Origin of the sequence: Mesorhizobium sp. SEMIA396 (assembly GCF_024518615.1) — a bacterium.
Taxonomy (GTDB): domain Bacteria; phylum Pseudomonadota; class Alphaproteobacteria; order Rhizobiales; family Rhizobiaceae; genus Mesorhizobium.
On the sequence record NZ_JANIFC010000012.1, the window covers coordinates 16,764 to 41,330 of the forward strand.

The window sequence follows — 24,567 nt, forward strand, 5'->3', positions numbered from 1 at the left end:
CTGCAAGACGCTTGATTTTGCCCATGCGTCAGGCTGCCTGCTTCACGTCGCCTTTCGCATAGGGATCGAAGCGCTGGTAGAAGGTCTCGCCTTTCTCGGCCATGTCGAGCAGCAGCTTGGGTGCCTTGAACTCGGCGCCGTATTTCTTCTGCAGGTTCTTGGCGATCTTCACGAACGCCTTGGCGCCGATGCCGTCGATGTAGGACAGCGCACCGCCGGTGTAGGGCGCGAAGCCGAAAGCGAGGATCGAGCCGACATCGGCCTCGCGCGGGTCGGTGACGATGCCTTCTTCCATCACCCGCGCCGCTTCCAGCGCGATGGTGACCAGCAGCCGCTGCTGCAGTTCCTCATAATCGACCTTCTCGGGTGCAAGCTGCGGATAGAGCTCCCTAAGGCCCGGCCATAACTTCTTCTTGGCGGGCTTTGCCGGGTAATCGTAAAAACCCTTGCCGTTCTTGCGGCCGAAGCGGCCGTGATCGTCGACCATGGCGTTGATCAGCGCCATCTGCTTGGGATCGACCGCCTTGTCGCCCAGATCCCTGATGGTCTGCTTCATGATCTTCTGGGCAAGGTCGATGGCCGTCTCGTCGGTCAGCGCCAGGGGGCCGACCGGCATGCCGGCCGCCTTCGCTGCATTCTCGATCATCGGCGCGGGAACGCCCTCGATCAGCATCTTGTAGGCTTCCGACATGTAGCGCAGCACGCAGCGATTGACGTAGAAGCCGCGCGTGTCGTTGACGACGATCGGCGTCTTCTTGATGGCGCGAACGAAGTCGATGGCGGTGGCCAGCGCCTTGTCTCCGGTCTTCTTGCCCAAAATGATCTCGACCAGCATCATCTTGTCGACCGGCGAGAAGAAATGGATGCCGATAAAGTTTTTCGGCCGCGCCGAATTCTTCGCCAGGCCGGTGATCGGGATGGTGGAGGTGTTCGACGCGAAGATCGCCGATGGCTTCAGCACGGCCTCGGCCTGTTCGGTGGCGCTCTTCTTCACGCTCGAATCCTCGAAAACGGCCTCGACCACCAGATCGCAGCCGGCAAGGTCGGCATAGTCCGCCGTCGGCGTGATCAGCGACAGCAGTTTGTCCTTGTCCTCCGGCTTGGCGCGGCCCTTCTTGACCTGATCCGAGATCAGGCCGTCGGAATGCGCCTTGCCCTTGGCAGCCGACTCCAGATCACGGTCGAGCAGCACCACCGGGATGCCGGCCTTGGCGGTGACATAGGCGATGCCCGCGCCCATGAAGCCGGCGCCGAGAATGCCGATCTTCTTGAATTTGGTTTCGGGCACGCCGGCCGGGCGGCGGGCGCCCTTGTTCAGTTCCTGCAGCGACACGAACAACGAGCGGATCATCGCCGCCGCCTCCCTCGTCTGCATGATCTCGGTGAAATAGCGCTGCTCGATGCGCAAACCGGTGTCGAACGGCACCAGCAGGCCTTCATAGACGCATTTGAGGATCGCGGCGGCGGCCGGATAGTTGCCGTAAGTCTCACGACGCAGGATGGCGATGGCCGGCGGCCACAGATTGAAGCCGGCGGGCGAATAGATCTGGCCGCCGGGCAGCTTGAAACCTTTCTCGTCCCATGGCGCCACCGGCTTCAGGCCATTCCTGATCATCGCCTTGGCGGTCTCGACGAGCCTGGCCGGCTCGGCGATCTCATGGATCAGGCCCATAGACTTGGCCTTCTGCGGCGACAGTGTCTGGCCCGAGGTCAGCATCTGCAGCGCCTGCTGCTGATCGGTCAGCCGCGGCACGCGCTGGGTGCCGCCGGCGCCCGGGAAGATGCCGATCTTCACCTCGGGAAGTGCCATCTTCACCTTGTCGCTATCGGCGGCGACACGGCCGTGGCAGGCGAGCGACAATTCGAAGGCGCCGCCCATGCAGGTGCCGTTGATCGCCGACACCCACGGCTTTCCGCAAGTTTCCAGCTTGCGGAACAGGCCGGTCATCATGCCGGCATTGTCGAACAGCGCCTTGGTCGCCCTTTCGGCGTCCTTGCCCTTTTCCGCGGCGAAGGTCGTCAGCATCTTCTGCAACAGGGTAATGTCGGCACCGCCGGAGAAGGTGTCCTTGCCGGAGGTGATCACGGCGCCCTTGATGGCGGCGTCACCAGCCACCTTGTCGACAATGGCGTTCAATTCTCGCATCGCCTCTTCGGTGAAAACGTTCATCGAGCGGCCAGGCATGTCCCAGGTGACCAGCGCAATGCCGTCGGCGTCGATGTCGAGGGTGAAATTGGTGTAGCTCATCGTTTCTCTCCCCGTCAGACGCGTTCGATGATGGTTGCGGTTCCCATGCCGGCGCCGATGCACAGCGTCACCAGAGCCGTGTTGAGATCGCGGCGCTCGAGTTCGTCCAGCACCGTGCCGAAGATCATCGCGCCGGTGGCGCCGAGCGGATGACCCATGGCGATAGCGCCGCCATTGACGTTGATCCTGTCGTGATCGATGTCGAACGCCTGCATGTAGCGCAGCACCACCGAAGCGAAGGCTTCGTTGAGCTCGAACAGGTCGATGTCCGAGAGCTTCATCTTGGCGCGCTTCAACAGCTTCTCGGTGACGTCGACCGGGCCGGTCAGCATCAGCACCGGCTCGGAGCCGATGTTGGCGAAGGTACGAATGCGCGCGCGCGGCTTCAGCCCCATCGCCTTGCCGGCTTTCTTCGAACCGAGCAGCACGGCGGCGGCGCCGTCGACGATGCCGGACGAATTGCCGGCATGATGGACGTGATTGACCTCTTCCACCTCGGGATGCTTCTGCACGGCGACGGCATCGAAGCCGCCCATTTCGCCTGGCATGACGAAGGACGGGTTGAGCGAGGCCAGCGACTGCATGTCGGTCGACGGGCGCATATGTTCGTCATGGTCGAGGATGGTCAGGCCGTTCTGGTCCTTGATCGGGACGACGGAATTCTTGAAGCGGCCATCGGCCCAGGATTTGGCGGCGCGCTTCTGGCTCTCGACCGCATAGGCGTCGACGTCGTCTCTGCTGAAGCCGTATTTGGTGGCGATCAGGTCGGCCGAGATGCCTTGCGGCACGAACCAGCCGGGCAGGCCGACCGAAGGATCCATGAACCAGGCGCCGCCCGAGGCGCCCATGCCGACACGCGACATCGATTCGACGCCGCCGGCAATGACGATCTCATCGGCGCCCTGGGCGATCTTGGCGGCGCCGAAATTGATGGCGTCGAGCCCGGAAGCGCAGAAGCGTGAGATCTGCATGCCGGGCGCCTTGGTGTCGTAGCCGGCCTCGAAGGCGGCGGCGCGCGGAATGACCGAACCGGCTTCGCCGACCGGATCGACGCAGCCGAAGATGATGTCATCGACAGTGCCGGTGTCGAGCCCATTGCGATCGCGCAGCGCCTCAAGCGTCTTGGCGGCAAGCCGCACCGCCGGCACCTCGTGCAGCGATCCGTCCTTCTTGCCCTTGCCGCGCGGTGTGCGCACGGCGTCATAGACATAAGCTTCAGCCATTTGCTTGCTCCTTAGGTTTGCCTGATGTCGCTCTCAGAGAGAGCGGCCGATCAGCAATTTCATGATCTCGTTGGTGCCGCCGTAGATGCGCTGGACGCGGGCGTCGCGGAACATGCGGGCGATCGGGTATTCATTCATGTAGCCATAGCCGCCATGCAGTTGAAGGCATTCGTCGACGACTTTTCCCTGCAGGTCGCTGAGCCAGTACTTGGCCATCGACGCGGTCACAGGATCGAGGCCGCCGGCGATGTGGCGGGTGACGCAATCATTGTAGAAGACGCGGCCGACGGTGGCCTCGGTCTTGAGTTCGGCCAGCTTGAACTGGGTGTTCTGGAAATCGATGATCGCCTTGCCGAACGCCTTGCGTTCCTTGACATAATCAATGGTCAGCGCCAGCGCCCGCTCGATCATGGCAATGGCGCCGGTGCCGATCTGCAGCCGCTCCTGCGGCAATTGCTGCATCAGCTGGACGAAGCCCTGCCCTTCCTCATGGCCGAGCAGGTTGGAGGTCGGCACGCGCATGTCGTTGAAGAACAGCTCCGACGTGTCGTTGGCCTTGAGCCCGATCTTGTCGAGGTTACGGCCGCGCTGAAAACCTTCGACCTCGTCGGTCTCGACGACGATCAGCGAGGTGCCCTTGGCACCCTTCTCCGGATCGGTCTTGGTGACGACGATGATGAAGTTCGCAAGCTGGCCGTTGGTGATGAAGGTCTTGGAGCCGTTGATCTTGTACTGATTGCCATCCTTCTGCGCCCGCGTCTTGACGCCCTGCAGGTCGGAGCCGGCGCCCGGCTCGGTCATGGCGATGGCGCCGATCAGCTCGCCGGTCGCCAGTTTCGGCAGCCATTTCTTCTTCTGCTCCTCGGAGCCATAGTGGAGGATGTAAGGGGCGACGATCGAATTGTGCAGGCCGATGCCGAAACCGTCGACGCCGACATGGCCGATGGCCTCGATGATGGCGCTCTCATGCGCGAAGGTGCCGCCGGAGCCGCCATATTCCTCCGGCATAGAGGCGCAGAGCAGGCCGGCGGAACCTGCCTTCAGCCAGCTCTCACGATCGACCATCTCGTTCTTCTCGAACTCGTCGTAGCGCGGCGCGATCTCCTCCGACATGAAGCGATGCGCCATGTCGTAGAGCATGCCGACCTCGTCCGCCGCCCAAGCGGGCTTCGGAAGGCCAAGGATTTCAGCTGGGTTGGTCATGCTGGTATGATACTCCTCCCGACATGCATCATCGAAACTGAGGCCGGCGCACTGCCGCAGCGACCCCTCCCGACCCTTCGGGCCACCCTCCCCTCAAGGGGGAGGAGGACGCCGATCATCTTTAGAACGCTTCCGCCGGCAGTGCCATCAATGTGTCGGCGCCGCTCGAAATGCGGGCGAGATGCGCCGACGTCTCCGGCATGATCCGCTCCATGAAGAAGCGCCCCGTCACGACCTTGTTGTCGTAAAAAGATTGCGCGCCATTGGCGTCCGTCTTGCCAAGTGCCACCTTGGCCATCTGCGCCCACATATAGCCCAGAGCGACCAAGCCGAAGAGATGCATGTAGTCGGTCGAGGCGGCACCGGCATTGTCGGGCTTGGCCATGCCGTTCTGCACCAGCCACATGGTGGCGGCCTGCAAATCGTTGAGACCTTTCTTCAGCGCCTTGGTGAATGGCGCCATCTTCTCGTCGGAGCGGTTCTCCTCGCAGAACTCACCGACCTCCTTGAAGAAGGCCTGCACGGCGCGGCCGCCATTCAGGCCGAGTTTACGGCCGACGAGGTCGAGCGCCTGGATGCCGTTGGCGCCTTCATAGATCATGGCGATGCGGGCATCGCGCACGAACTGGCTCATGCCGTGCTCTTCGATATAACCGTGACCGCCGAACACCTGCTGCGCCATGACGGCGTGGTCGAAGCCCTTGTCCGTGAGCACGCCCTTGACCACCGGTGTCATCAGGCCGGTGTAATCGTCGGCGGCCTGGCGGTCCTTGTCGTCGCCGGAGCGGTGGGCAATGTCGGACTTGATCGCCGTCCACAGCGCCAGCGCGCGGCCGGCCTCGTTGAAGGCCTTCATGGTCATCAGGCTGCGGCGGATATCGGGATGGACGATGATCGGGTCGGCCTTCTTGTCCGGCGCCTTCGGCCCCGACAATGAGCGGCCCTGCAAACGGTCCTTGGCGTAGCCGACAGCGTTCTGATAGGCGATCTCCGACAGCGACAGCCCCTGCAGGCCCACACCAAGGCGCGCCTCGTTCATCATCGTGAACATCGCCTTCAGGCCGCCATTGGCCTCGCCGAGCAGCGTGCCCTCAGCCTCGTCATAGTTCATGACGCAGGTCGAATTGCCATGGATGCCCATCTTCTCCTCGATCGAGCCGCAGGAGACGGTGTTCCTGGTGCCCGGATTGCCCGATGCGTCGAGCTTGAGCTTCGGCACGATGAACAGAGAGATGCCCTTGACGCCTTCCGGCGCACCCTCGATGCGGGCCAGTACCAGATGGACGATGTTGTCCGACATGTCGTGTTCGCCGGCCGAGATGAAGATCTTCTGGCCTGAAATTTTATAGGTGCCATCGCCGTTCGGCACCGCCTTGGTCCGCAACAGGCCCAGATCCGTGCCGCAATGCGGCTCGGTCAGGTTCATGGTGCCGGTCCAGGCACCCTCGATCATCCTCGGCAACCATGTTGACTTCTGCTCGTCGGTGCCGTGGGTGATGATCGCGGCGATCGCGCCTTGCGTCAGGCCCGGATACATCATCAAGGACATATTGGCCGAGACCATATATTCGGCGACGGCGGTATGCACGGCATAGGGCAGGCCCTGGCCGCCGAACTCGACTGGTGCGGCCAACCCCATCCAGCCGCCTTCGCGATACTGGTCGAACGCCTCCTTGAAGCCTTTCGGCGTGGTCACCGAGCCATCGTCGTGACGCACACAGCCTTCCATGTCGCCGACACGGTTCAGCGGATGCATGACGTTTTCGGCGAGCTTGGCGCCTTCGGCCAGGATCGCCTCGAGCACATCGGGCGTGGCGTCGGCAAATCCGGGAAGGTTCGAATAACGCTGATAACCCAGAACCTCGTTGAGCACGAACAGCGTATCCTGGACCGGAGCCCTGTATGTCGGCATGCTTTTTCTCCACCCTGCAAACCCGGTCCGAATGCCCCGAAGACAAGCCAGGGGCGGCATGCGGACCCATATTGGGAGCGGGATAGCAAAAATTGACGTTTGCGTAAACGTCAATTTTTTCGATGCGACAAGATTCCCCGCCCACTGGAGCAATGAGCGTAGCGGCGCGACGATGCGCAAGCCAGCGCCGAAAGGCCATGAGAGTGGGCCAGGACAACGAAAAGCCGCGTGGCAGGCCACGCGGCTCGACAGAACTCAGACAATCAGCAGACGACTTGGTCTGCCGCAAATCCGAACGGATTTGTTTTAGCTGGCGGCGCTCGCCTGCGGCGCCGAACGCTCGCTCAGCATCTGGCGCACCGCCGACATCGAGCCGCTCAGCTCGTTGATGGCGTCGTCGATCAGCGCCCTTTGCTTCTGCAGGCGGGCAAGCTGCTTTTCCGACTTGTCCAGCGCGAGCTTGAGCTGCTTGGTGTTTGAACCGGTCGGATCGTAGAGATCCATCATCTGCTTGACGTCACGCAGCGAGAACCCGACCTTGCGGCCAAGCAGGATCAGCTTGAGGCGGGCCTTGTCGCGGCGCGTGTAGAGACGGGTCGACCCGTCACGCTGCGGGTTGAGCAGGCCTTTGTCTTCGTAGAAACGCAGCGTGCGCAGCGTCACTCCATATTTTTTCGCCATCTCGCCGATGCGGACGAGGTCCTCGCCGGTTTCGGCAGATATATTGGTATTGGCCGCGGTCTCGCCGGCCGAGATAAGCTTCATGGTCACTGGCTTTCCCCGTCTGGTGGCGTCGCGGTCTCGGACCATGCGTCGCCTGACTGGAAGCGGGGGCCTGCTTCCAGTCGTGGTTTCAACAAACAAATCGCAAACATGCGCTCAATGCGCCTTTTACGTTTACGTCAATTCTATACCGATTGCCGCATGATGACGCAAGGGCGTTCTGCGCGCCGCCCTTTATGCCGCACCGTCAGGCCGGCAGCCGGCATCCTTTCAATTTCTTAAGTTTGGTTAACGCGTTGTTTACCACGTTGGGGGAAATGTGGGCGCGTCGGCTACCCGTGTTTATCCTGTATCGAATTTTTCACGGTTTTTCGGAGCGCGGGCGAGAGCCCGGGAAGCTCGTCTTCCGCCGCGGCATCGCCGCCGGTCGCCTTCGTTCCGATAGGGACCTGGGGGAACTGGCCGCGAGCCAGCCATTCTGAAAGACGGACGCACCGATGAACAGCAAGCGGTCCTATCTCGACACACTCAATGCCGGCAGGCAGCGCAGGCCGCAGACCACGCTCGAGCAGTTGAACCAGTCGCTGGAGACACTGGAGCAGCGGCTGGAGCGGACGCGCGAGGATCCGGTGGCACGTCCCGAACTCCGCCAACCCGATCCACGCCAATATGGTGCCGATGCGCGCTATCCCGCGGCCCGGCCCGCTGGCCAGCAGCGCTGGTACGAGGACCCGCAGCCCGCGTCGCGACCGAAGAGCCCGATTCAGGGAGCCGCCGCTTTCGAGCAGAACTATCAGGCCATTGCCCGCGACATTGATCGCGTGCGCGGCCAGGAGGACGGCGTTGCCATGGTCGGCAAGATCGCCGGCGAATTGCGCGGCATGCGCGAGGAATTGCGCCACCAGATGACCGCAGGCCTGCAGCGGGAATTCGAAGCGCTGCGCAAGGACATCGAGCGGGCTTTCCAGTCAGGGGCAAGGCCCGGTGCTTCGGCCAAGGGCAGTGCTGAACTCGGCCTTGAGTTCGAGCGGCTTTCGGGCGCCATCCAGACACTGGCCGAGAAGAGCGACGACAGAAGCGTCAACATGCTGCGGCTCGAACTCGAACAGGTCAAAGCCGCACTCGAAACGCTGGCACGCGAAGAGAGCGTGCAGAAGGTCGACCGCCGCTGGGACGATTTCGATCGCCGGTGGACGGCGTTCGAAGACCGCGTCGACGCCGACCAGCGCAAGCGCTCGGACGACCCGGGCCTGTCTGCTCTGACCGCCCGGCTGGAGCAGATCAGCAATGCCGTCAACAATTTGCCGGAATCGTTGTCGCTGCGCTCGTTGGAGGAGAAGGTGCGCACGCTTGCCGGTGCCGTCGACCATTTGGCCAGCCAGCAGGACAATCGCGGCAGCGACACGCTTGGCATGATCGACGAGCGGCTGGACGAGATTTCCCGCGCCATCGTCGCATCCACGGTCGCCGCGCAAGCCAATTCATTCGACCACGAGGCTTTCGAGCGCATCGAGAGGCGGATCGACTCACTTGCCAGCCAGATCGAGGAAGTGGCGCAGGATCGTCCAGGCAACGCGGTCATGGACCGGTTAAGCACGCTGTCGGGCCGGGTTGACGAACTCGCCGGCCGCGCCAATCTGCCGGAGCAGGCGATGGAGCGCCTGGCCAAGCAGATTGCACTCATCGCTGACAAGATCGACCAGGCACCAGCCATGCCTGACGCCGACTACATCTTCCATGGGCTGGAGCAGCGCTTCGACGTGCTGTCGAGCATGATGGAACGCCGCCAGGGTGACGCCATCGAACAGGGCAACATGCTGTTCCGCGATCTCGAACGCAGGCTGGATGAGGTTGCCGACAGGCTGGACCAGCGCATGCCGCAGATCGACAGCGCCGGCATCATGGACGCCATCGATGCCCGCTTTACGGCGCTCGCCAAGCGTATGGAAACGCGTGTACCCGATCCCGCGGGCGAAGCCGCAATCCGCGGCCTGGAGAGCCGGCTCGAAGACATTTCAAGCCGGCTGGATGCGTCGGCCGCGCAGGTGGCCGGCATCGATCCGGCGCTGATCCGCAGCCTGGAAGCACAGGTTGCCGGCCTGTCCGCCCATCTTTCCAGGCCCAGCACCCCGCTGCCGGAATTCGAGGACATCAGCCCGCGTCTCAACGAAATTGAAAAGTCGCTCGCAGGAACCCGCGATTCCATCCTTGGCGCAGCGCGCGAAGCCGCCGAGAACGCGGTGCAATCACTTGCCGGTTCGAGCGCCAATACGACCGCTGTTTCCGGCCTCGCCCAGGATTTGAAGACGCTTGAAACGCTGACGCGGCGCTCCGACGAGCGCAATTCGAGAACGTTCGAGGCCATCCACGACACGTTGCTCAAGATCGTCGACCGGCTGGGTTCGCTCGAACCCGGCGAGCCGGTCGAGGCGATGAGCGAATTGCTGGATGCGGCACCGGTCGAGCCGAGCAACTGGCGCGGCGTGCGGCGACCCAAGATGGCCGTGGACGCGCCATCGATGGATATCGATCAGCCCCTGCCATTGACTGGGGACTTGGCCGATCTCGATGGCCGTGCCGCCGCCATCCTGCGCAACGAGCCGGGTGCTCGTAGCGATCTGGGCGGCCTGGGTATGGGAACGCGCACGCCGGCCGAAGCCGCAGCGGCTGCGGCCATGGCTGCTCTCGGCTCCGACACAATTGTCGAGAAGAACGAACAGGCGGGCGGCCGTAGGTCGATGTTCGGCGGACTGGCCCGCGCCTTTAAGGGCAAGAAGGAGGCGGACATCCCGCCACTGGCCGGCTCTGCGCCGACTGCCCCGATCCCGAGCGTCGATCTCGACGAACCGCTCGATCCGAAAATGGCCAACCGGCCGCTGGAGCCCGGTTCCGGCGCACCTGACCTCAACGCCATCATGAAGCGCGTGCGCGACGAGCGCGGCCAGCCTGCCAAGCCCAGCGACACCGACGCCGCGAAGTCGGATTTCATCGCCGCTGCCCGGCGCGCGGCCCAGGCCGCGGCCGCCGAGGCCGATGCGCTGAAGCGCCAGTCGACGGTGACCGGACCGGTGAAGGCACTGCGGATCGGCGACCTGCTCAAGGCACGGCGCAAACCGATCCTGATGGGGACAACCGCGATCCTGCTGGCACTGGGCGCCCTGCAACTGGGCAAGGCCTTCTTCGCCGATCCGGCCCAGGTGGCGAGCAACGATGTTGCGCCGATCGTCGCCTCGCAGCCGGTGCAGACCGCCTCGCTCGATGCCGCCGGCCAACCTAAGATGGACGCGCAGCCCGCGGCAGTGGAAAGTGCGCCTGACCACACCGTCAGGCAGGCCGAGCCGTCCGCACCGGCAACCAAGGACGACATGGCCGCGCAAAGCATGATTGCCACGCCGCCAGGCGCCGAGCCGCCGATGGATGCCGCGCCGACCGCAGAGCCGGTTCCCGCGCCCGTCGCCTCGATTACATCGGCCGATGCGAACCCGGCGATGTCCGGGACGACAGCCTCGGCTGCGCCGGCCTCGACCGTTCCGGTCGCCGCGGAAGCCGCCGACACCGACGCGCAGCCTATGGCGACTGAGCCGACCGCCGCTAAGGACACCACGGGCGCGGTTCCGCCAGCGGACGCTTCGCCGGCGACGACGGCAAAGTTCGACATTCCCGCTGACGCCGGCCCTGCCGCCTTGCGTGATGCCGCCGCCAGCGGCGACGCCAAGGCGCTGTTCGAGATCGGCTCGCGCTATGCCGAGTCGCGCGGCGTCAAGGAAGACATGGCGGCAGCGGCCAAATGGTACGAGAAATCGGCGGAACTCGGCTTCGCGCCGGCCGAATACCGCATCGGAAACTTCTACGAAAAGGGCATCGGCGTCGCGCGCGACATCAAGAAGGCGAAGACCTGGTACCAGCTTTCCGCAGCACAGGGCAACGCCAGCGGCATGCACAATCTGGCCGTCTTGTTCGCCATGGCGGCAGACGGCGTGACCGACAATGAATCGGCCGCGCACTGGTTCCAGGCGGCCGCCGACGTCGGCGTCAAGGACAGCCAGTTCAATCTCGGCATCCTCGCCGCCAAGGGCGTCGGCATGAAGCAGAACCTCGAGGAATCCTACAAATGGTTCGCGCTCGTCGCCAAGACCGGCGACAAGGATGCCGCTGCCAAGCGTGACGAGATCGCCAATGCGCTGCGGCCAGAGCAGCTCGAACGCGCCCGCGCCGCGACCGAACTGTGGAAGGCCAAGCCGCTGGATGCGGCGGCCAATTCGGCCGACATTCCCGAATCCTGGCAGGACGGCGCGCCGCAGACGACAGCCAGCATCGACATGAAGAAGGCCGTCCAGAACATCCAGCGCATTCTCAACAAGAACGGCTACGACGCCGGCGGCGCCGACGGCAAGATGGGCCAGAAGACGAAGACCGCGATCATGGCTTTCCAGACCGACAACAAGATGCCGGCGACCGGCGAAGTCGATGAAAAACTGGTCAAGGCGCTGCTGGCGCGCAAATAACGGCAGAGGCGTCGTTTCCACGACGCCCTTGCCACACATTCGCCTGTTAACTGATTGAGATGTTTTTTGTTTCGGCGGCGTAGCGCGGTTTGACTTCGCAGCACCTCCGGGGCAAGAACGAATTGGCTTGTCGGGTCAAGATGCCCGCAACGGTTGCATTCGCCGACAGGCAGAACTGATCGAGACTGACGGGTGGGCATCTATCTCCCGATCGCGGAAATTTCCGTCAATATCTTCGTCCTGCTGGCCATGGGCGCGGCGGTGGGTTTCCTGTCGGGCATGTTCGGCGTCGGCGGCGGCTTCCTCATCACGCCGCTGCTGATCTTCTACAACATCCCCCCGGCGATCGCGGTCGCCACGGGCGCCAACCAGGTCATCGCCTCCTCCGTCTCCGGCGTCCTTTCGCACATGAAGCGAGGGACGCTCGACTTCAAGCTCGGCGGGGTATTGCTGGCCGGCGGCATTGTCGGTTCCACCGGCGGCATCTTCGTCTTCGCCTTCCTGCGCCGCCTCGGCCAGCTCGACCTGTTCATCTCGCTGCTCTACGTCGTGCTGCTCGGCACCGTCGGCGGACTGATGCTGGTCGAAAGCGTCAATGCGCTGCGCGCCACGCGCAGCGGTGCGGCGCCGGTGCTGAAGAAATCCGGTCAGCACAACTGGATCCACCGCTTGCCGCTGAAGATGCGCTTCAGGGCCTCAAAACTGTTCGTCAGCGTCATCCCCGTCCTTGGACTTGGCGCCGGCATCGGCTTCCTGTCGTCGATCATGGGCGTCGGCGGCGGCTTCATCATGGTGCCGGCACTGATCTATCTGCTGAAAGTGCCGACCAACGTCGTCATCGGCACCTCGCTGTTCCAGATCATCTTCACCTCCGCCTATACGACGCTGGTCCACGCCACCACCAACCAGACGGTCGACGTCGTGCTGGCCTTCCTGCTGATGGCGGGCGGCGTCGCCGGTGCGCAGTACGGCGCCAAGGCAGGCCAGCGGCTGCGCGGCGAGCAACTCAGGGCCTTGCTGGCGCTGCTGGTGCTGGCGGTGGCGATACGATTGGCGATCGATCTTTTCGTCACCCCGCCCAACCTCTATTCGCTGTCTGCCGCGGGCCTCAACTGATGAAGGCTCGCAACACATTCGCAACCGCCATTCTCCTGACGCTGCTTGCGGCCGCCGTGCCGGCGAAGGCACAGGTTCCGCTGACCGAAGGCATCCAGATCGGTCTCTCCACCGATAATGTCTCGATCACCGCCGGCTTTTCCGGGGCCGACCTGACCATTTTCGGTTCGCTGGAAAACCCGGATCCACTTGTCGCGCGCCAAGGCCGCTACGACGTCATCGTCGTGCTCGAAGGTCCGCCCAAACCGGTGGTGGTGCGCCGCAAGGACAGGGTGCTAGGCGTCTGGGTCAATCTGGATTCCGAGACCTTCGAGAACGTGCCGGTCTCCTATTCGGTGGCGACGACGCGGCCGCTGCAGGACATCACCGAACCCAACAGCTACAAGCAGCTGTCGCTCGGCGCCTCCAACCTCTACATGCAGCCCGCCGATGCCGGCGACAGCCCGGCGACGATCGAGGAATTCACGGCCGCACTGCGGGAGCGCAAGTCGGCGACCGGCCTCTACAGCGAGAATGTCGGCGGCGTGCAATTCCTGTCGCAGAACCTGTTCCGCGCCACAGTGAGGCTGGCGCCAAATGTGCCAGTTGGAACCCATAAAGCCCGCGCGTTCCTGTTCAAGAGCGGCCTGTTCATCAAGGAAAGCTCGGCCCAGCTCGAAATCCGCAAATCCGGTTTTGAACAGTCGATCTTCCGTATCGCCCACAATTATTCGTTCCTCTATGGCGTCTTCGCGATATCGCTGGCCATGCTGACCGGCTGGCTTGGAAGGCTGATCTTCCGGCGGGATTAATGCATGTCGCCCAAAGGTGGCCCCGCTTTTGGGCGAGCGACATGCATCGAATCAAGACCTGAAGTGCGTCGCGTGAATCCACTCAAACGCGACGCACTTCAGAACTTTTCCCGAAAAGTGGTTTCCCTTTACCGGGGCATGCGGTAGACCGCGCTCCCCAGCCAAATGGCAGACACAAACAATTCGGTTCGGCAGCGCAGCCCGTCCCCGGGCAGCGCGCGATTTCTCGGCGCCTGTCGGCTCGCCGACGACAAATACAGGAACTTGTCATGCGACCAGCCTTCGGCGGCATCGACTTCGGCACTTCGAACTCCACCGTTGGCGTGGTCCGCAACGGGCAGCCGCGCCTCGTCGCCCTGGAGGACGGCCAGGTGACACTGCCCAGTGCCGTGTTCTTCAACTTCGAGGACAACCGCACCTGCTTTGGCCGTCACGCCATCGCCAACTACACCGACAGCATCGAAGGCCGGCTGATGCGTTCGCTGAAGAGCGTGCTCGGCAGTTCGCTGGCCCATGAAAAGACCCGCATCAAATCGCGGTCGATCGGCTTCATGGACATCGTCGGCATGTTCCTCGGACATCTCAAGATGAGGCTGGAAGCAGATGCCGGCGATACGGTCGAGACCGTCGTTCTTGGCCGGCCGGTGCAATTCGTCGACGACGATGCCGAGGCCGACGCGAAGGCGCAAAGCGAACTCGAGAACGCCGCCCGTGGCCAGGGCTTCAAGCACATCGCTTTCCAGTTCGAGCCGATCGCGGCGGCGCTCGACTACGAACAAAAGGTGACATGCGAGGAACTGGCGCTGATCATCGATATGGGCGGCGGCACGTCGGACTTCTCGATCGTGCGCGTCTCGCCGCAGCGCTCCCGGTCGCTCGACCGCAAGGACGACATCCTGGCCAGCCGGGGCGTCCATATCGGCGGTACGGATTTCGACCGGCTGCTGAGCATCGCCCATGTCATGCCGCAACTCGGCTATTTGACGCCGACCAAGGACGGCAAGCGCAATCTGCCGGCAAGCTACTTCATCGACCTCGCGACATGGCAGCGCATCAACCTGGTCTACACCGCCAAGGCGATGACGCATCTGCGCCAGATCCGCTACGAGGCCGAGCGCGCCGACCTGGTCGACCGTTTCATCCACATCGTCGAACACCGCTATGGACACGCGCTGGCCGCACTTGTCGAAAAAGCCAAGATAGAGCTGACCGACAGGTCATCCGCGGAGGTCGTGGTGAAGCTGCCGGGTGCGGAGTTCGCGGCCGAAATCACGCGCAACGGGCTGGATGCCACGATCGCCAGGGACATCGAGCGGGTCACGGCGACGGTAGCGCAGACCATCCGGGACGCTGAGGTGAAGCCATCCGACATCACCGCGGTGTTCCTGACCGGCGGATCGACCGCGATCCCGCTGGCAAGGCGAGAAATCCTGTCGCTGGTGCCGCAGGCATCCGTCATCGAAGGCGACATGTTCGGCTCGGTCGGACTTGGCCTGGCGCTGGATGCGCAGCGAAAGTTCGGTTGACCGGGTCCATTGATATTCAGGTGATGCCGGCCTGCAAATGGCTGATACCTGCGCTTCCGGTGCTCACGTACTTTAAGTACGCTCCGCTCCGGTTCTCGGCATCAGCCATTTTCGACTCGGCCTGACCTGAATCTCAGCGAACCCTCGCCGTTGATCCGACGTACCCAGATGCGCCTTGAGCGCAATCTGGGCCAGGCTTGCCTGGCGATCGCGATGGGTGATCATGGCGAAGTCGCGTTTCGGCAGTTGGAGCGGCACCGACCTCAGACTGCCTTCGGCCACGGCGCGTGCCACGACAAGTTCGGAAATGATGGTGGCGCCGGCCCCCGCCTCGACGGCCTGGCGAATAGCTTCATTGCTCGGCAGCACCAGGAATATCTGGAGGTCGGCGAGCGAAATCCCTTCGTGGCGCGCCAGATCCTCCAGCACCTCGCGCGTGCCGGAACCGCCCTCACGGATGATCCAGCGCAGGCCCTTGATGTCAGGGCGGCCGGGCGCGACTTCGGGGATCTCCGGATGCGCGCTGGCAACCACCAGGATCAGCCTGTCGACGTCGACCTTGGTGCGGCGCAATATGTCGGACTCGGTGCGCCCCTCCACCAGGCCGAGATCCGCCGCGCCATCGAGGACATTGGCCTCGACCTGCCTGGTGTTGCCGATGGAGACGCTCAGCCTGACGGCCGGATAGGCTTCGTGGAAGGAAGCCAGCCGGCGCGGCAGCCAGTAGCTGGCGATAGTCTGGCTGGCGGCGATCGAGAGGCTGCCGGTGACGGTCTGCGAGACATGCTCCAGCACATTGCGCGCGGCGGCGGCCCGCTCGAGCACGGCCTTGGCCTCGGGCAGGAACCGGTGGCCGGTCTGGGCAAGCTCGATGTTGCGGCCGACGCGGTTGAACAGATGGACGCCGTGCTGTTCTTCAAGCGCCCGGATGGCGGCCGATGCGGCCGACTGCGAAATGCCCAGCAATTCCGCCGCCTTGGTCATATGGCCGCGCTCGGCGACGGCGACGAAAATGCGCAACTGGTCCAGGGTCATGCCTGTATTAAGAACCAATATCGATCGAATTTACAAGAACAACTGATTAGACGGATCGGTAGCTTTATTCTAAGTTTCCTCGTGAAGTTAGAAAAAATTCGCCGAGAGATCGCAGAGAGCAGAATGATCGGGCGGTTCAGATCCCTGCTTGCGCATTGGACCCGCGGCATAAGACGGCGGCTGGCCGGCGATCGCTACCACCCGGAAGAGCATTACATGCGCGGCCCCGGACCGAAGACGCGGGCCAAATCCATGGGCCGTACAGGCGCCACCGGATCATGATGCAGGGACCGCCGCGCGGCGCGAATTCGGCACCATCGCAACGCCCGCTTGCCGACACGCGGGCGCCTGACGAAGGCGACGGCGTCGACACCTCGCCTGATGTTTCCGACAGCATCGCCAAGACGACCTGCTACATGTGCGCCTGCCGCTGCGGCATCGACGTGCACATCAAGGATGGCAAGGTCCGCTACATCAACGGCAACAAGGACCATCCGGTCAATCGCGGCGTGATCTGCGGCAAGGGCAGCTCCGGCATCATGCAGCACTACGGTCCGGCAAGGCTGAAGAAGCCCTTGCTGCGCAGCGGGCCGCGCGGCTCCGGCGAGTTCCGCGAGATCGAGTGGGAAGAGGCGTTTTCGATCGCGACGGAACGGCTCTCGGCCATCCGCCGGACCGACCCCAGGAAGCTGGCCTTCTTCACCGGCCGCGATCAATCCCAATCCTTGACCGGCTGGTGGGCGAGCCAGTTCGGCACGCCGAACTTTGCCGCCCATGGCGGCTTCTGTTCGGTCAACATGGCGGCCGGTGGTCTCTATACGATCGGCGGTTCGTTCTGGGAGTTCGGTGAGCCCGACTGGGACAACACCCGGTATTTCATGCTGTTCGGGGTCGCCGAGGATCACGATTCCAACCCGATCAAGATCGGCCTCGGCAAACTCAAGGCGCGCGGCGCCAAGGTCGTCTCGATCAACCCGTGCCGCACCGGCTACAATGCCATTGCAGACGACTGGATCGGCATTCGGCCCGGCACCGATGGGCTGTTCGTGTTCGCGCTCATCCACGAATTGCTCAAGGCGGGCCGCGTCGATCTCGATTATCTGCTGCGCTACACCAATGCCCATGTTCTCGTCGTGCAGGAGCCGGGTGCCGCCGATGACGGGCTGTTCGTGCGCGACGCCGACGGAAATCCGCTGGCGTGGGACAGGGTTGCGAAGACGCCTGTCGGCGCCACCGATGCCAGTGCGAAGCCGGCACTGACGGGCAGCTTCACGATCGGCGGGCGCCGCTGCGTCCCGGTGTTCCAGCTCATCGCCGACCGCTACCTCGATGCAAGCTATGCGCCGGACGCGGTCGCCGAGCGCTGCGGCATTGCCGCCGATACGATCCGCAGGATCGCCGCCGAACTTGCGCATGTCGCCTTCGAACAGACGATCGAGTTGCCGATCGCGTGGACCGATTGGGCCGGGCGCCGGCACGAGACGATCAAGGGGCGGCCTGTCTCGATGCACGCCATGCGCGGCATCTCGGCCCATTCGAACGGCTTCCACACCTGCCGCGCCATCCATCTCCTCCAGGTGTTGCTGGGCACTGTGGATGTCCCTGGCGGCTTCCGTTTCAAGCCGCCCTACCCCCGCTCCGCGCCGCCAGGACCGAAGCCGGCCGGCAAGACCGTCAAGCCGATGACGCCGCTTGACGGCATGCCACTCGGTTTCGTCTGTGGGCCGGACGATTTGCTGGTCGATGAGGCCGGCACGCCGCTTCGCCTCGACAAGGCCTATTCCTGGGACGCACCGCTGGCGGCACACGGCCTGATGCACACCGTCATCCGCAATGCCTGGGACGGCGACCCGTACCCGATCGATACACTGATGATGTACATGTCGAACATGGCGTGGAATTCCTCGATGAACACCGTCGAGACCATCGCCATGCTGACCGACAGCGACGAAGCGGGCAACTACAAGATCCCCTTCATCATCTATTCCGATGCCTATTATTCCGAGACCGTGCCGTTCGCCGACCTCGTGCTGCCCGACACCACCTATCTTGAGCGGCATGACTGCATCAGCCTGCTCGACCGGCCGATCAGCCATGCCGACGGACCGGGCGACGCCATCCGCCATCCCGTCGTCGAACCTGACCGCGACGTCCGGCCGTTCCAATCGGTGCTGATCGAACTCGGCGCGCGGCTCGGCCTGCCCGGTTTCGTCAACGACGATGGCTCGGCCAGATATGCCGACTACGCCGACTACATCGTCAACCATGAGCGCACATCAGGCATCGGCCCGCTCGCCGGCTGGCGCGGCAAGGACGGGACGTCGACTGGCAGGGGCGAGGCCAACCCGGACCAGATGCAGCGCTACATCGACAATGGCGGCTTCTGGCACCACGATTTCGCCGACGACCAGCGCTATTACAAGATGGCCAACCGCTCCTATCTCGATTTCGCGGAGCAGATGGGCTTCATCCCCAAGGCGGAACCGATCGTCTTCCAGCTCTATTCCGAGCCGCTGCAGCGTTTTCGCCTGGCCGCACGTGGGCACGGTCACGTCTTGCCGCCAGAGGCCGATCGCCAACGCATCGAGACCTACATGGACCCGCTTCCGTTCTGGTACATGCCCTTCGAGGAAGCGGTCGTCGACCTCGAAAAATTTCCCCTGCATGCGCTGACGCAGCGGCCGATGCACATGTACCATTCCTGGGGATCGCAGAATGCGTGGCTGCGGCAGATCACCAGCCAGAACCGGCTGTTCGTGCATCACCGTACGGCAGCTGGCCTCGGCCTTGTCGACGACGACTGGGTGTGGATCGAAAGCATCAACGGCAGGGTGAAGGGGCAGATCAAGCTGATCGACGGGGTCAACGAAAGCACGGTCTGGACCTGGAACGCCATCGGCAAAAGGCGCGGCAGCTGGGGGCTGAAGGACGACGCGGCCGAGAGCAACCGCGGCTTCCTGCTCAACCATATCATCGGCGACCAGACCTCGGCTGACGCTCAGGGCAAACGCTATTCGAACTCCGATCCTGTGACCGGCCAGGCGGCATGGTTCGATTTACGCGTGCGCATCGTCAAATGCGCGGCCGAAGAAGCCGGCTTCACCGAGCCGCAATTCGAACGTTTCCAGCAGCCACCGCATTTCGAACCCTCGCCCGACAGGCTGACTTTCGGCGCCGAATTCCGCCGGGCAAGAGAGACGACTGAATGACCTGTCTGCCAAGCCAAAGCGACAAGAAACTCGGCCTCGTCATCGACCTCGATACGTGCGTCGGCTGCCAGGCCTGTGTCACCGCCTGCAAGGAATGGAACACCGGCGGCCACATGGCGCCGCTGACCGACATCGACCCCTATGGCGGCCATGTCGACGGCGTTTGGTTCAACCGCGTGCACGCTTACGAGCACACGACCGAGATGGGCGGGCGCACCGTCAACTTCCCGCGCTCCTGCCTGCATTGCGAGACACCGGCCTGCGTTACCGTCTGCCCGACCGGCGCGTCCTACAAGCGGGCCTCGGACGGCATCGTGCTGATCGACGAGGACAAGTGCATCGGCTGCAAATTGTGCAGCTGGGCCTGTCCCTATGGCGCACGCGAATTCGACACCGATGTCGGGGTGATGAAGAAGTGCACGCTGTGCGTCGACCGCATCTACAATGACAATCTGGCCGAAGAGGACCGCGTACCGGCCTGCGTCGCCGCTTGCCCGACCAGCGCCCGCCATTTCGGCGACCTCGGCGATCCCCTGTCGGCTGTGTCGCAACTGGTGGCGGAGCGCGGCGGTGTCGACCTGATGCCCGAGCTCGGCTATCGCCCGACCAACAAATATTTGCCGCCGCGCGCCCACACCGCGCGCGCCGCATCGGTGGCCGCGCCGGCATTGGAACCGGTGCGGGCCGAAGGCGGTTTCCTCGGCTGGGTCGACCGCATGCTTTCGAACTGACCCATGCATCCAGCCTTCTCCGTCGTCTTCTTCACCACCGCCACCGGCGCCGGCTACGGCCTGCTGGCGCTGCTGGGCATGTTCGGAGGCTTCCAGATCATCCCGCCTGATTTCTGGCTGGGCCTTGTCGGCATGGGCCTGGCACTCGGTCTCATCGTGGCCGGGTTGTTGTCTTCAACGGGTCACCTCGGCCGTCCCGAACGCGCCTGGCGGGCGTTCTCGCAATGGCGCAGTTCATGGCTGTCGCGCGAAGGCGTCGCCTCGGTCATCACCTTCATTCCGGCGGGGCTGTTCGGCATCGGCTGGGTGTTTCTCGGCCGCATCGATGGCTGGGTCGGCATCGCCGGATTTCTGGCTGCCATCGGCGCGGTCGTCACCGTCTGCACCACCGGCATGATCTATGCGTCGCTGAAGCCGATCGCCCAGTGGCACAGCCGCTTCACCCTGCCCGGCTACCTCATCTTTTCGGCGATGACCGGCAGCGTGCTGCTGAACGCGCTGCTGCAGGGCTTTGCGCTTGGTTCGAAGGTACAGCTGGCGGCTTGCCTGCTGCTGACCTTGTTCGGCTGGGGCTGGAAAGTGGCGACCTGGCGCTACAACGACCGATTGGAGATCGCGACCACCGCCAACACCGCAACCGGGTTGGCCGGCGGTACAGTGCGGTCGCTGGAATGGCCGCATACCGAGGAGAATTACCTGCTCAAGGAGATGGGGTTCCGCATCGCACGCAAGCATGGCGCGCGGCTGCGCCAGATCACGCAGGTTCTGGCCTTCGCGTTGCCCTTGGGGCTGCTCGCCATTGTGTTCGCCCTGCCAGGGCCGCTGGCAGCGTTGCTGTCGATACTTGCTGCTGCAATCCAGTTCGCTGGCATGCTGGTCGAGCGCTGGCTGTTCTTCGCCGAGGCGAAGCACACGGTTACGCTCTACTATGGCAGGTAAGGCTGTTTAGCCCGGCCGCAGCATCGAGCCGGAAATGGCAAAGATGCGTTGGGCGCCCAGCATATAAGCCATCAGCGTGTCCAGCCGGAACAGCCCGGCATAGGCGTGGTCGAGGACGTTGAGCGAACCGGTATAGGCGCCGAAGGCCGGCATGATCATGCGGCCGCCGTCGCCGGCAAAGCAGCGCCGCCTCACCGAGCGTCCCTGCTGGACTATGCGGGCGCAGGGATGCAGATGGCCCGCTATTTCGCCTTCGACACGCTGCTTCGACGGCTCATGCCGGAACAGCAGCGAGCCTATAGCAAGTTCACGCACCGTTTCGCCGGGCAGATCGGCTGGCGCTTCCGGGTCATGGTTGCCGGCGACCCAGAACCAGTCTCGGCCTGCCATCAGCGCTTCCAGCCGCTCGCGGAAGCTTGCATGCATACGCTGGGCGCCGCCGCCATCGTGAAAGCTGTCGCCCAGGCTGATGACGATCGACGGCTGGTAATCTGATATCACGGCCTGAAGCCGCAACAAGGTCGCGCCGGTGTCGTAGGGCGGGATCAGCGTGCCGCGGCGTGCCAGCGACGAACCCTTTTCCAGATGCAGATCGGACACGGCCAGAAGCCGCAGATCCGGAAAATAAAGCACGCCGCGTGGGTCGCAGACGGCGCGCTCGCCTGATATGCCGACAAGGTCGGCCTCGGCAATCAGCGATGTGCGCGCCAGCGAAAAATTCATTCCTCAGCCATTTCCGGCCCCATGGCCTCCTCGACCAAAGTCGCCGCATCCATCAAAAGCGTTTCATCGGCTTCGCCATGGACCGGCATCTTGCCGATCTCGAGCATGATCGGCACGGCGAGCGGCGATATCTGTTCGAGTGCCTTATGCACGATTCGACCCTGGATGCGCGAGAGCATGTCGGCAAGTCTACTGACATCGAGCAGGCCGGTGGCCGCATCGGCACGTGTCGCCTGAAGCAGGATGTGGTCCGGTTCATGGCTGCGCAGCACGTCATAGATCAGGTCGGTCGAGACCGTGACCTGGCGACCACTCTTTTCCTGGCCCGGATGGCGTTTCTCGATCAACCCCGAAATCAGCGCGCAATTGCGGAAGGTGCGTTTGAGAAGCCAGCTGTCGGCCAGCCAGGCTTCGAGGTCATCGCCCAGCATATCCTGGTCGAAAAGGGCGCCAAGCGAAGGCTTCCTTGCTTTGAACATCGCGCCCATGTCGCCCAATGACCATATCGCCAGCGCATAGTCGGTGGCGACAAAGCCGAGCGGCCTGGCTCCCGCCCTGTCGAGACGGCGGGTGAGCAGCATGCCGAGCGTCTGGTGCGCCAGCCTGCCCTCGAACGGATAAGCCACCAGGTAATGGCGGTTGCCTCGTGGAAAGGTCTCGATCAGCAGGTCATCGCGTTTGGGCAGCACCGATTTGTCGGCCTGGAATCGCAGCCAGTCGGCGACCTGCTCGGGCAGCTTCTTCCATCGCTGCGGGTCGTCCAGCATGATGCGGACCTGTTCGGCGAGATAGGTCGAAAGCGGGAACTTGCCGCCGCCATAGTAAGGCACCTTGGCATCGCTGCCGGGCGCGTTCGACACGAAGCATTCATTCTCGCGGATGCCTTCGAAGCGCAGCACCTTGCCGGCGAACATGAAGGTGTCGCCATGCGTCAACGTTTCGAGGAAGGCCTCCTCGATCTTGCCGAGAACCCGGCCGCCGCGCGAAGCCGCGCCTTTGCCGCCGGCCTTGATATAGCGCACATTCAGCGCCGGCACCTCGATGATGGTGCCGACATTCAACCTGTATTGTTGGGCGACGCGCGGATTGGACACCCGCCAGAACCCATCCTTGTTCAGGCGTATGCGGGCGTAGCGCTCGTAATTCTTGAGCGCGTAGCCGCCGGTGGCGACGAAATCGATGACGCGGTCGAATGTCGTCCGGTCGAGGCTGACATAGGGCGCAGCCGTTCGCACTTCCTCGAACAGGTCATCGGCACGGAATGGCGCGCCGCAGGCGCAGCCGAGCACATGCTGGGCCAGCACATCGAGCCCGCCATCGATCAAGGGAGGCGTGTCCTGCGCGCCGAGATAGTTGGCGTCGAGGGCGGCCCGGCATTCCAGCACCTCGAAGCGATTGGCGGGAATGAGGATCGCCTTGGACGGCTCGTCCATGCGGTGGTTGGCGCGGCCGATGCGCTGCGCCAGCCGGCTCGCCCCCTTCGGCGCACCGACATGCACAACCAGATCGACATCGCCCCAGTCGATGCCGAGGTCGAGCGTCGAGGTGGCGACGATGGCGCGCAGTGCGTTTTCCCCCATCGCCTTTTCGACGCGCCGGCGCTGGGCGACGTCGAGCGAACCGTGATGCAGCGCGATCGGCAAAGTGTCCTCGTTGACCCGCCACAATTCCTGGAACAGCAACTCCGCCTGGCTGCGCGTGTTGACGAACAGCAGGGTCGTCTTGTGGCGCTTGATCTCGCGATAGATTTCCGGCGTGGCGTAGCGCGCCGAATGTCCCGCCCAAGGCACGCGCTCTTCGGAATCGAGGATAGAAATCTCCGGTTTCGCACCCCCGGTGACGACGATCAGTTCGGCCATGCTATGGCCGGTCGAACCCTTGGGCGGATTCTGGCTGACCAGCCAGCGCCGCAACTCGTCCGGTTCGGCCACCGTCGCTGACAGGCCGATCGTCTGCAAGCCGGGGACAAAGCTGCGCAGCCGCGCCAGGCCGAGCGCCAGCAGATGCCCGCGTTTCGACGTCACCAGCGAGTGCAACTCGTCGAGCACGACGTAGCGCAGATCCTCGAAGAAGCGTCTTGCATCGCCTGCCGCAATCAGCAGCGCCAGTTGCTCGGGCGTGGTCAGCAGGATGTCGGGCGGCACCAGCTTCTGGCGCTGACGCTTGTGGGCGGGGGTGTCGCCGGTGCGCGTCTCGATGGTGACGGGCAGGCCGATTTCCTCCACCGGCTTGCCGAGATTGCGCTCGATATCGACGGCCAGCGCCTTCAGCGGCGAGATGTAGAGCGTGTGGATACCGCGACGCGCCTGGCCCGGCTTTCTCTTGGGCCGGTTGGCCAGTTCAGTGAGCGAAGGCAGGAACCCGGCCAGCGTCTTGCCGGCACCGGTCGGCGCAATCAGCAGGACTGATTGCCCGGCCTGGGCTTTCGCCAGAAGTCCAATCTGATGGGCGCGCGGCGACCAGCCTTTCTCGCCGAACCATCTGAGGAATGGTTCGGGCAGGGCCACGGCGGCATTCTGTTCGGCAAGGCGCGGCTGCTCTGTCACCCGCCAGAGGTAGCGCGACGGCGCGCGAACGCCAAGGAAAATCGGAACAAAAGGTGATCGAGGTGAGCTTTCCTCGCCCCGTTTACGGGGAGAGGATGCCGGCAGGCAGGTGAGGGGCAGCGCGAACCTTCAAATGC

The 24,567-nt window shown here is 63.7% G+C and carries 15 protein-coding genes; 7 read left to right on the plus strand and 8 right to left on the minus strand.

The genetic code is table 11. The features are described from left to right. Nucleotides 1-28 precede the first annotated feature (28 nt). The 5 genes from NP503_RS25590 to NP503_RS25610 form a co-directional block, all read right to left on the minus strand. Complete coding sequence (locus NP503_RS25590; RefSeq protein ID WP_127268616.1) at nt 29-2,248, minus strand: 3-hydroxyacyl-CoA dehydrogenase NAD-binding domain-containing protein; 2,220 nt, start codon at nt 2,246-2,248, stop codon at nt 29-31. Between the two features lie 14 nt (nt 2,249-2,262). Further along, nucleotides 2,263-3,471, minus strand: coding sequence for an acetyl-CoA C-acetyltransferase (locus NP503_RS25595; protein ID WP_127268617.1), 1,209 nt, complete (start codon nt 3,469-3,471; stop codon nt 2,263-2,265). Nucleotides 3,472-3,504: 33 nt separating this feature from the next. Further along, a complete protein-coding gene (locus NP503_RS25600; protein WP_127270389.1) occupies nt 3,505-4,674 on the minus strand; it encodes an acyl-CoA dehydrogenase family protein in 1,170 nt (389 codons plus the stop codon). A 121-nt stretch (nt 4,675-4,795) separates the two neighbouring features. Further along, complete coding sequence (locus NP503_RS25605) at nt 4,796-6,586, minus strand: acyl-CoA dehydrogenase (protein WP_127270390.1); 1,791 nt, start codon at nt 6,584-6,586, stop codon at nt 4,796-4,798. A 306-nt stretch (nt 6,587-6,892) separates the two neighbouring features. Further along, entirely contained in the window at nt 6,893-7,351 is a 459-nt protein-coding gene (locus NP503_RS25610; RefSeq protein WP_127270399.1) for a MerR family DNA-binding transcriptional regulator, read from the minus strand. A gap of 455 nt (nt 7,352-7,806) precedes the next feature. On the opposite strand from NP503_RS25610, the gene NP503_RS25615 reads away from it, so the two are divergent. The 4 genes from NP503_RS25615 (at nt 7,807) to NP503_RS25630 (ending at nt 15,247) form a co-directional block, all read left to right on the plus strand. Beyond that, the gene (locus NP503_RS25615; protein ID WP_127270391.1) at nt 7,807-11,814 is read left to right on the plus strand and encodes a peptidoglycan-binding protein; all 4,008 of its coding nucleotides are present in this window, start codon (nt 7,807-7,809) and stop codon (nt 11,812-11,814) included. A gap of 192 nt (nt 11,815-12,006) precedes the next feature. Then, on the plus strand, nt 12,007-12,930 hold the full coding sequence (locus tag NP503_RS25620) for a sulfite exporter TauE/SafE family protein (RefSeq protein ID WP_027039532.1): 924 nt from the start codon (nt 12,007-12,009) through the stop codon (nt 12,928-12,930). Next, nucleotides 12,930-13,721 carry a TIGR02186 family protein gene (locus NP503_RS25625; protein WP_127270392.1) on the plus strand — a complete coding sequence of 264 codons (792 nt, stop codon included), beginning with the start codon at nt 12,930-12,932 and terminating at the stop codon, nt 13,719-13,721. The genes NP503_RS25620 and NP503_RS25625 overlap by 1 nt, the downstream gene beginning before the upstream one ends. Before the next feature lie 269 nt (nt 13,722-13,990). Continuing rightward, the gene (locus NP503_RS25630) at nt 13,991-15,247 is read left to right on the plus strand and encodes an Hsp70 family protein (RefSeq protein ID WP_127267782.1); all 1,257 of its coding nucleotides are present in this window, start codon (nt 13,991-13,993) and stop codon (nt 15,245-15,247) included. Nucleotides 15,248-15,319: 72 nt separating this feature from the next. Here NP503_RS25630 and NP503_RS25635 read toward each other — a convergent pair whose 3' ends face one another. Further along, on the minus strand, nt 15,320-16,282 hold the full coding sequence (locus NP503_RS25635) for a LysR family transcriptional regulator (protein WP_236383353.1): 963 nt from the start codon (nt 16,280-16,282) through the stop codon (nt 15,320-15,322). 278 nt (nt 16,283-16,560) lie between these two features. On the opposite strand from NP503_RS25635, the gene NP503_RS25640 reads away from it, so the two are divergent. Genes NP503_RS25640 through NP503_RS25650 form a run of 3 tightly spaced genes read left to right on the plus strand, consistent with a single transcriptional unit; the run spans nt 16,561 to nt 21,161 of the window. After that, nucleotides 16,561-19,491 carry a molybdopterin oxidoreductase family protein gene (locus NP503_RS25640; protein ID WP_164749455.1) on the plus strand — a complete coding sequence of 977 codons (2,931 nt, stop codon included), beginning with the start codon at nt 16,561-16,563 and terminating at the stop codon, nt 19,489-19,491. Continuing rightward, nucleotides 19,488-20,222 (plus strand): 4Fe-4S dicluster domain-containing protein, encoded by a 735-nt coding sequence (locus NP503_RS25645; RefSeq protein ID WP_127267783.1) that lies wholly within the window; start codon nt 19,488-19,490, stop codon nt 20,220-20,222. The genes NP503_RS25640 and NP503_RS25645 overlap by 4 nt, the downstream gene beginning before the upstream one ends. A 3-nt stretch (nt 20,223-20,225) precedes the next feature. Further along, entirely contained in the window at nt 20,226-21,161 is a 936-nt protein-coding gene (locus tag NP503_RS25650) for a dimethyl sulfoxide reductase anchor subunit family protein (RefSeq protein WP_127267784.1), read from the plus strand. 6 nt (nt 21,162-21,167) lie between these two features. Here NP503_RS25650 and pdeM read toward each other — a convergent pair whose 3' ends face one another. Continuing rightward, nucleotides 21,168-21,884: a ligase-associated DNA damage response endonuclease PdeM gene (pdeM, locus tag NP503_RS25655; RefSeq protein WP_127267785.1), complete on the minus strand. Its 717-nt coding sequence runs from the start codon at nt 21,882-21,884 to the stop codon at nt 21,168-21,170. After that, nucleotides 21,881-24,430: a ligase-associated DNA damage response DEXH box helicase gene (locus tag NP503_RS25660; RefSeq protein ID WP_127270393.1), complete on the minus strand. Its 2,550-nt coding sequence runs from the start codon at nt 24,428-24,430 to the stop codon at nt 21,881-21,883. The genes pdeM and NP503_RS25660 overlap by 4 nt, the downstream gene beginning before the upstream one ends. Nucleotides 24,431-24,567: the final 137 nt, after the last annotated feature.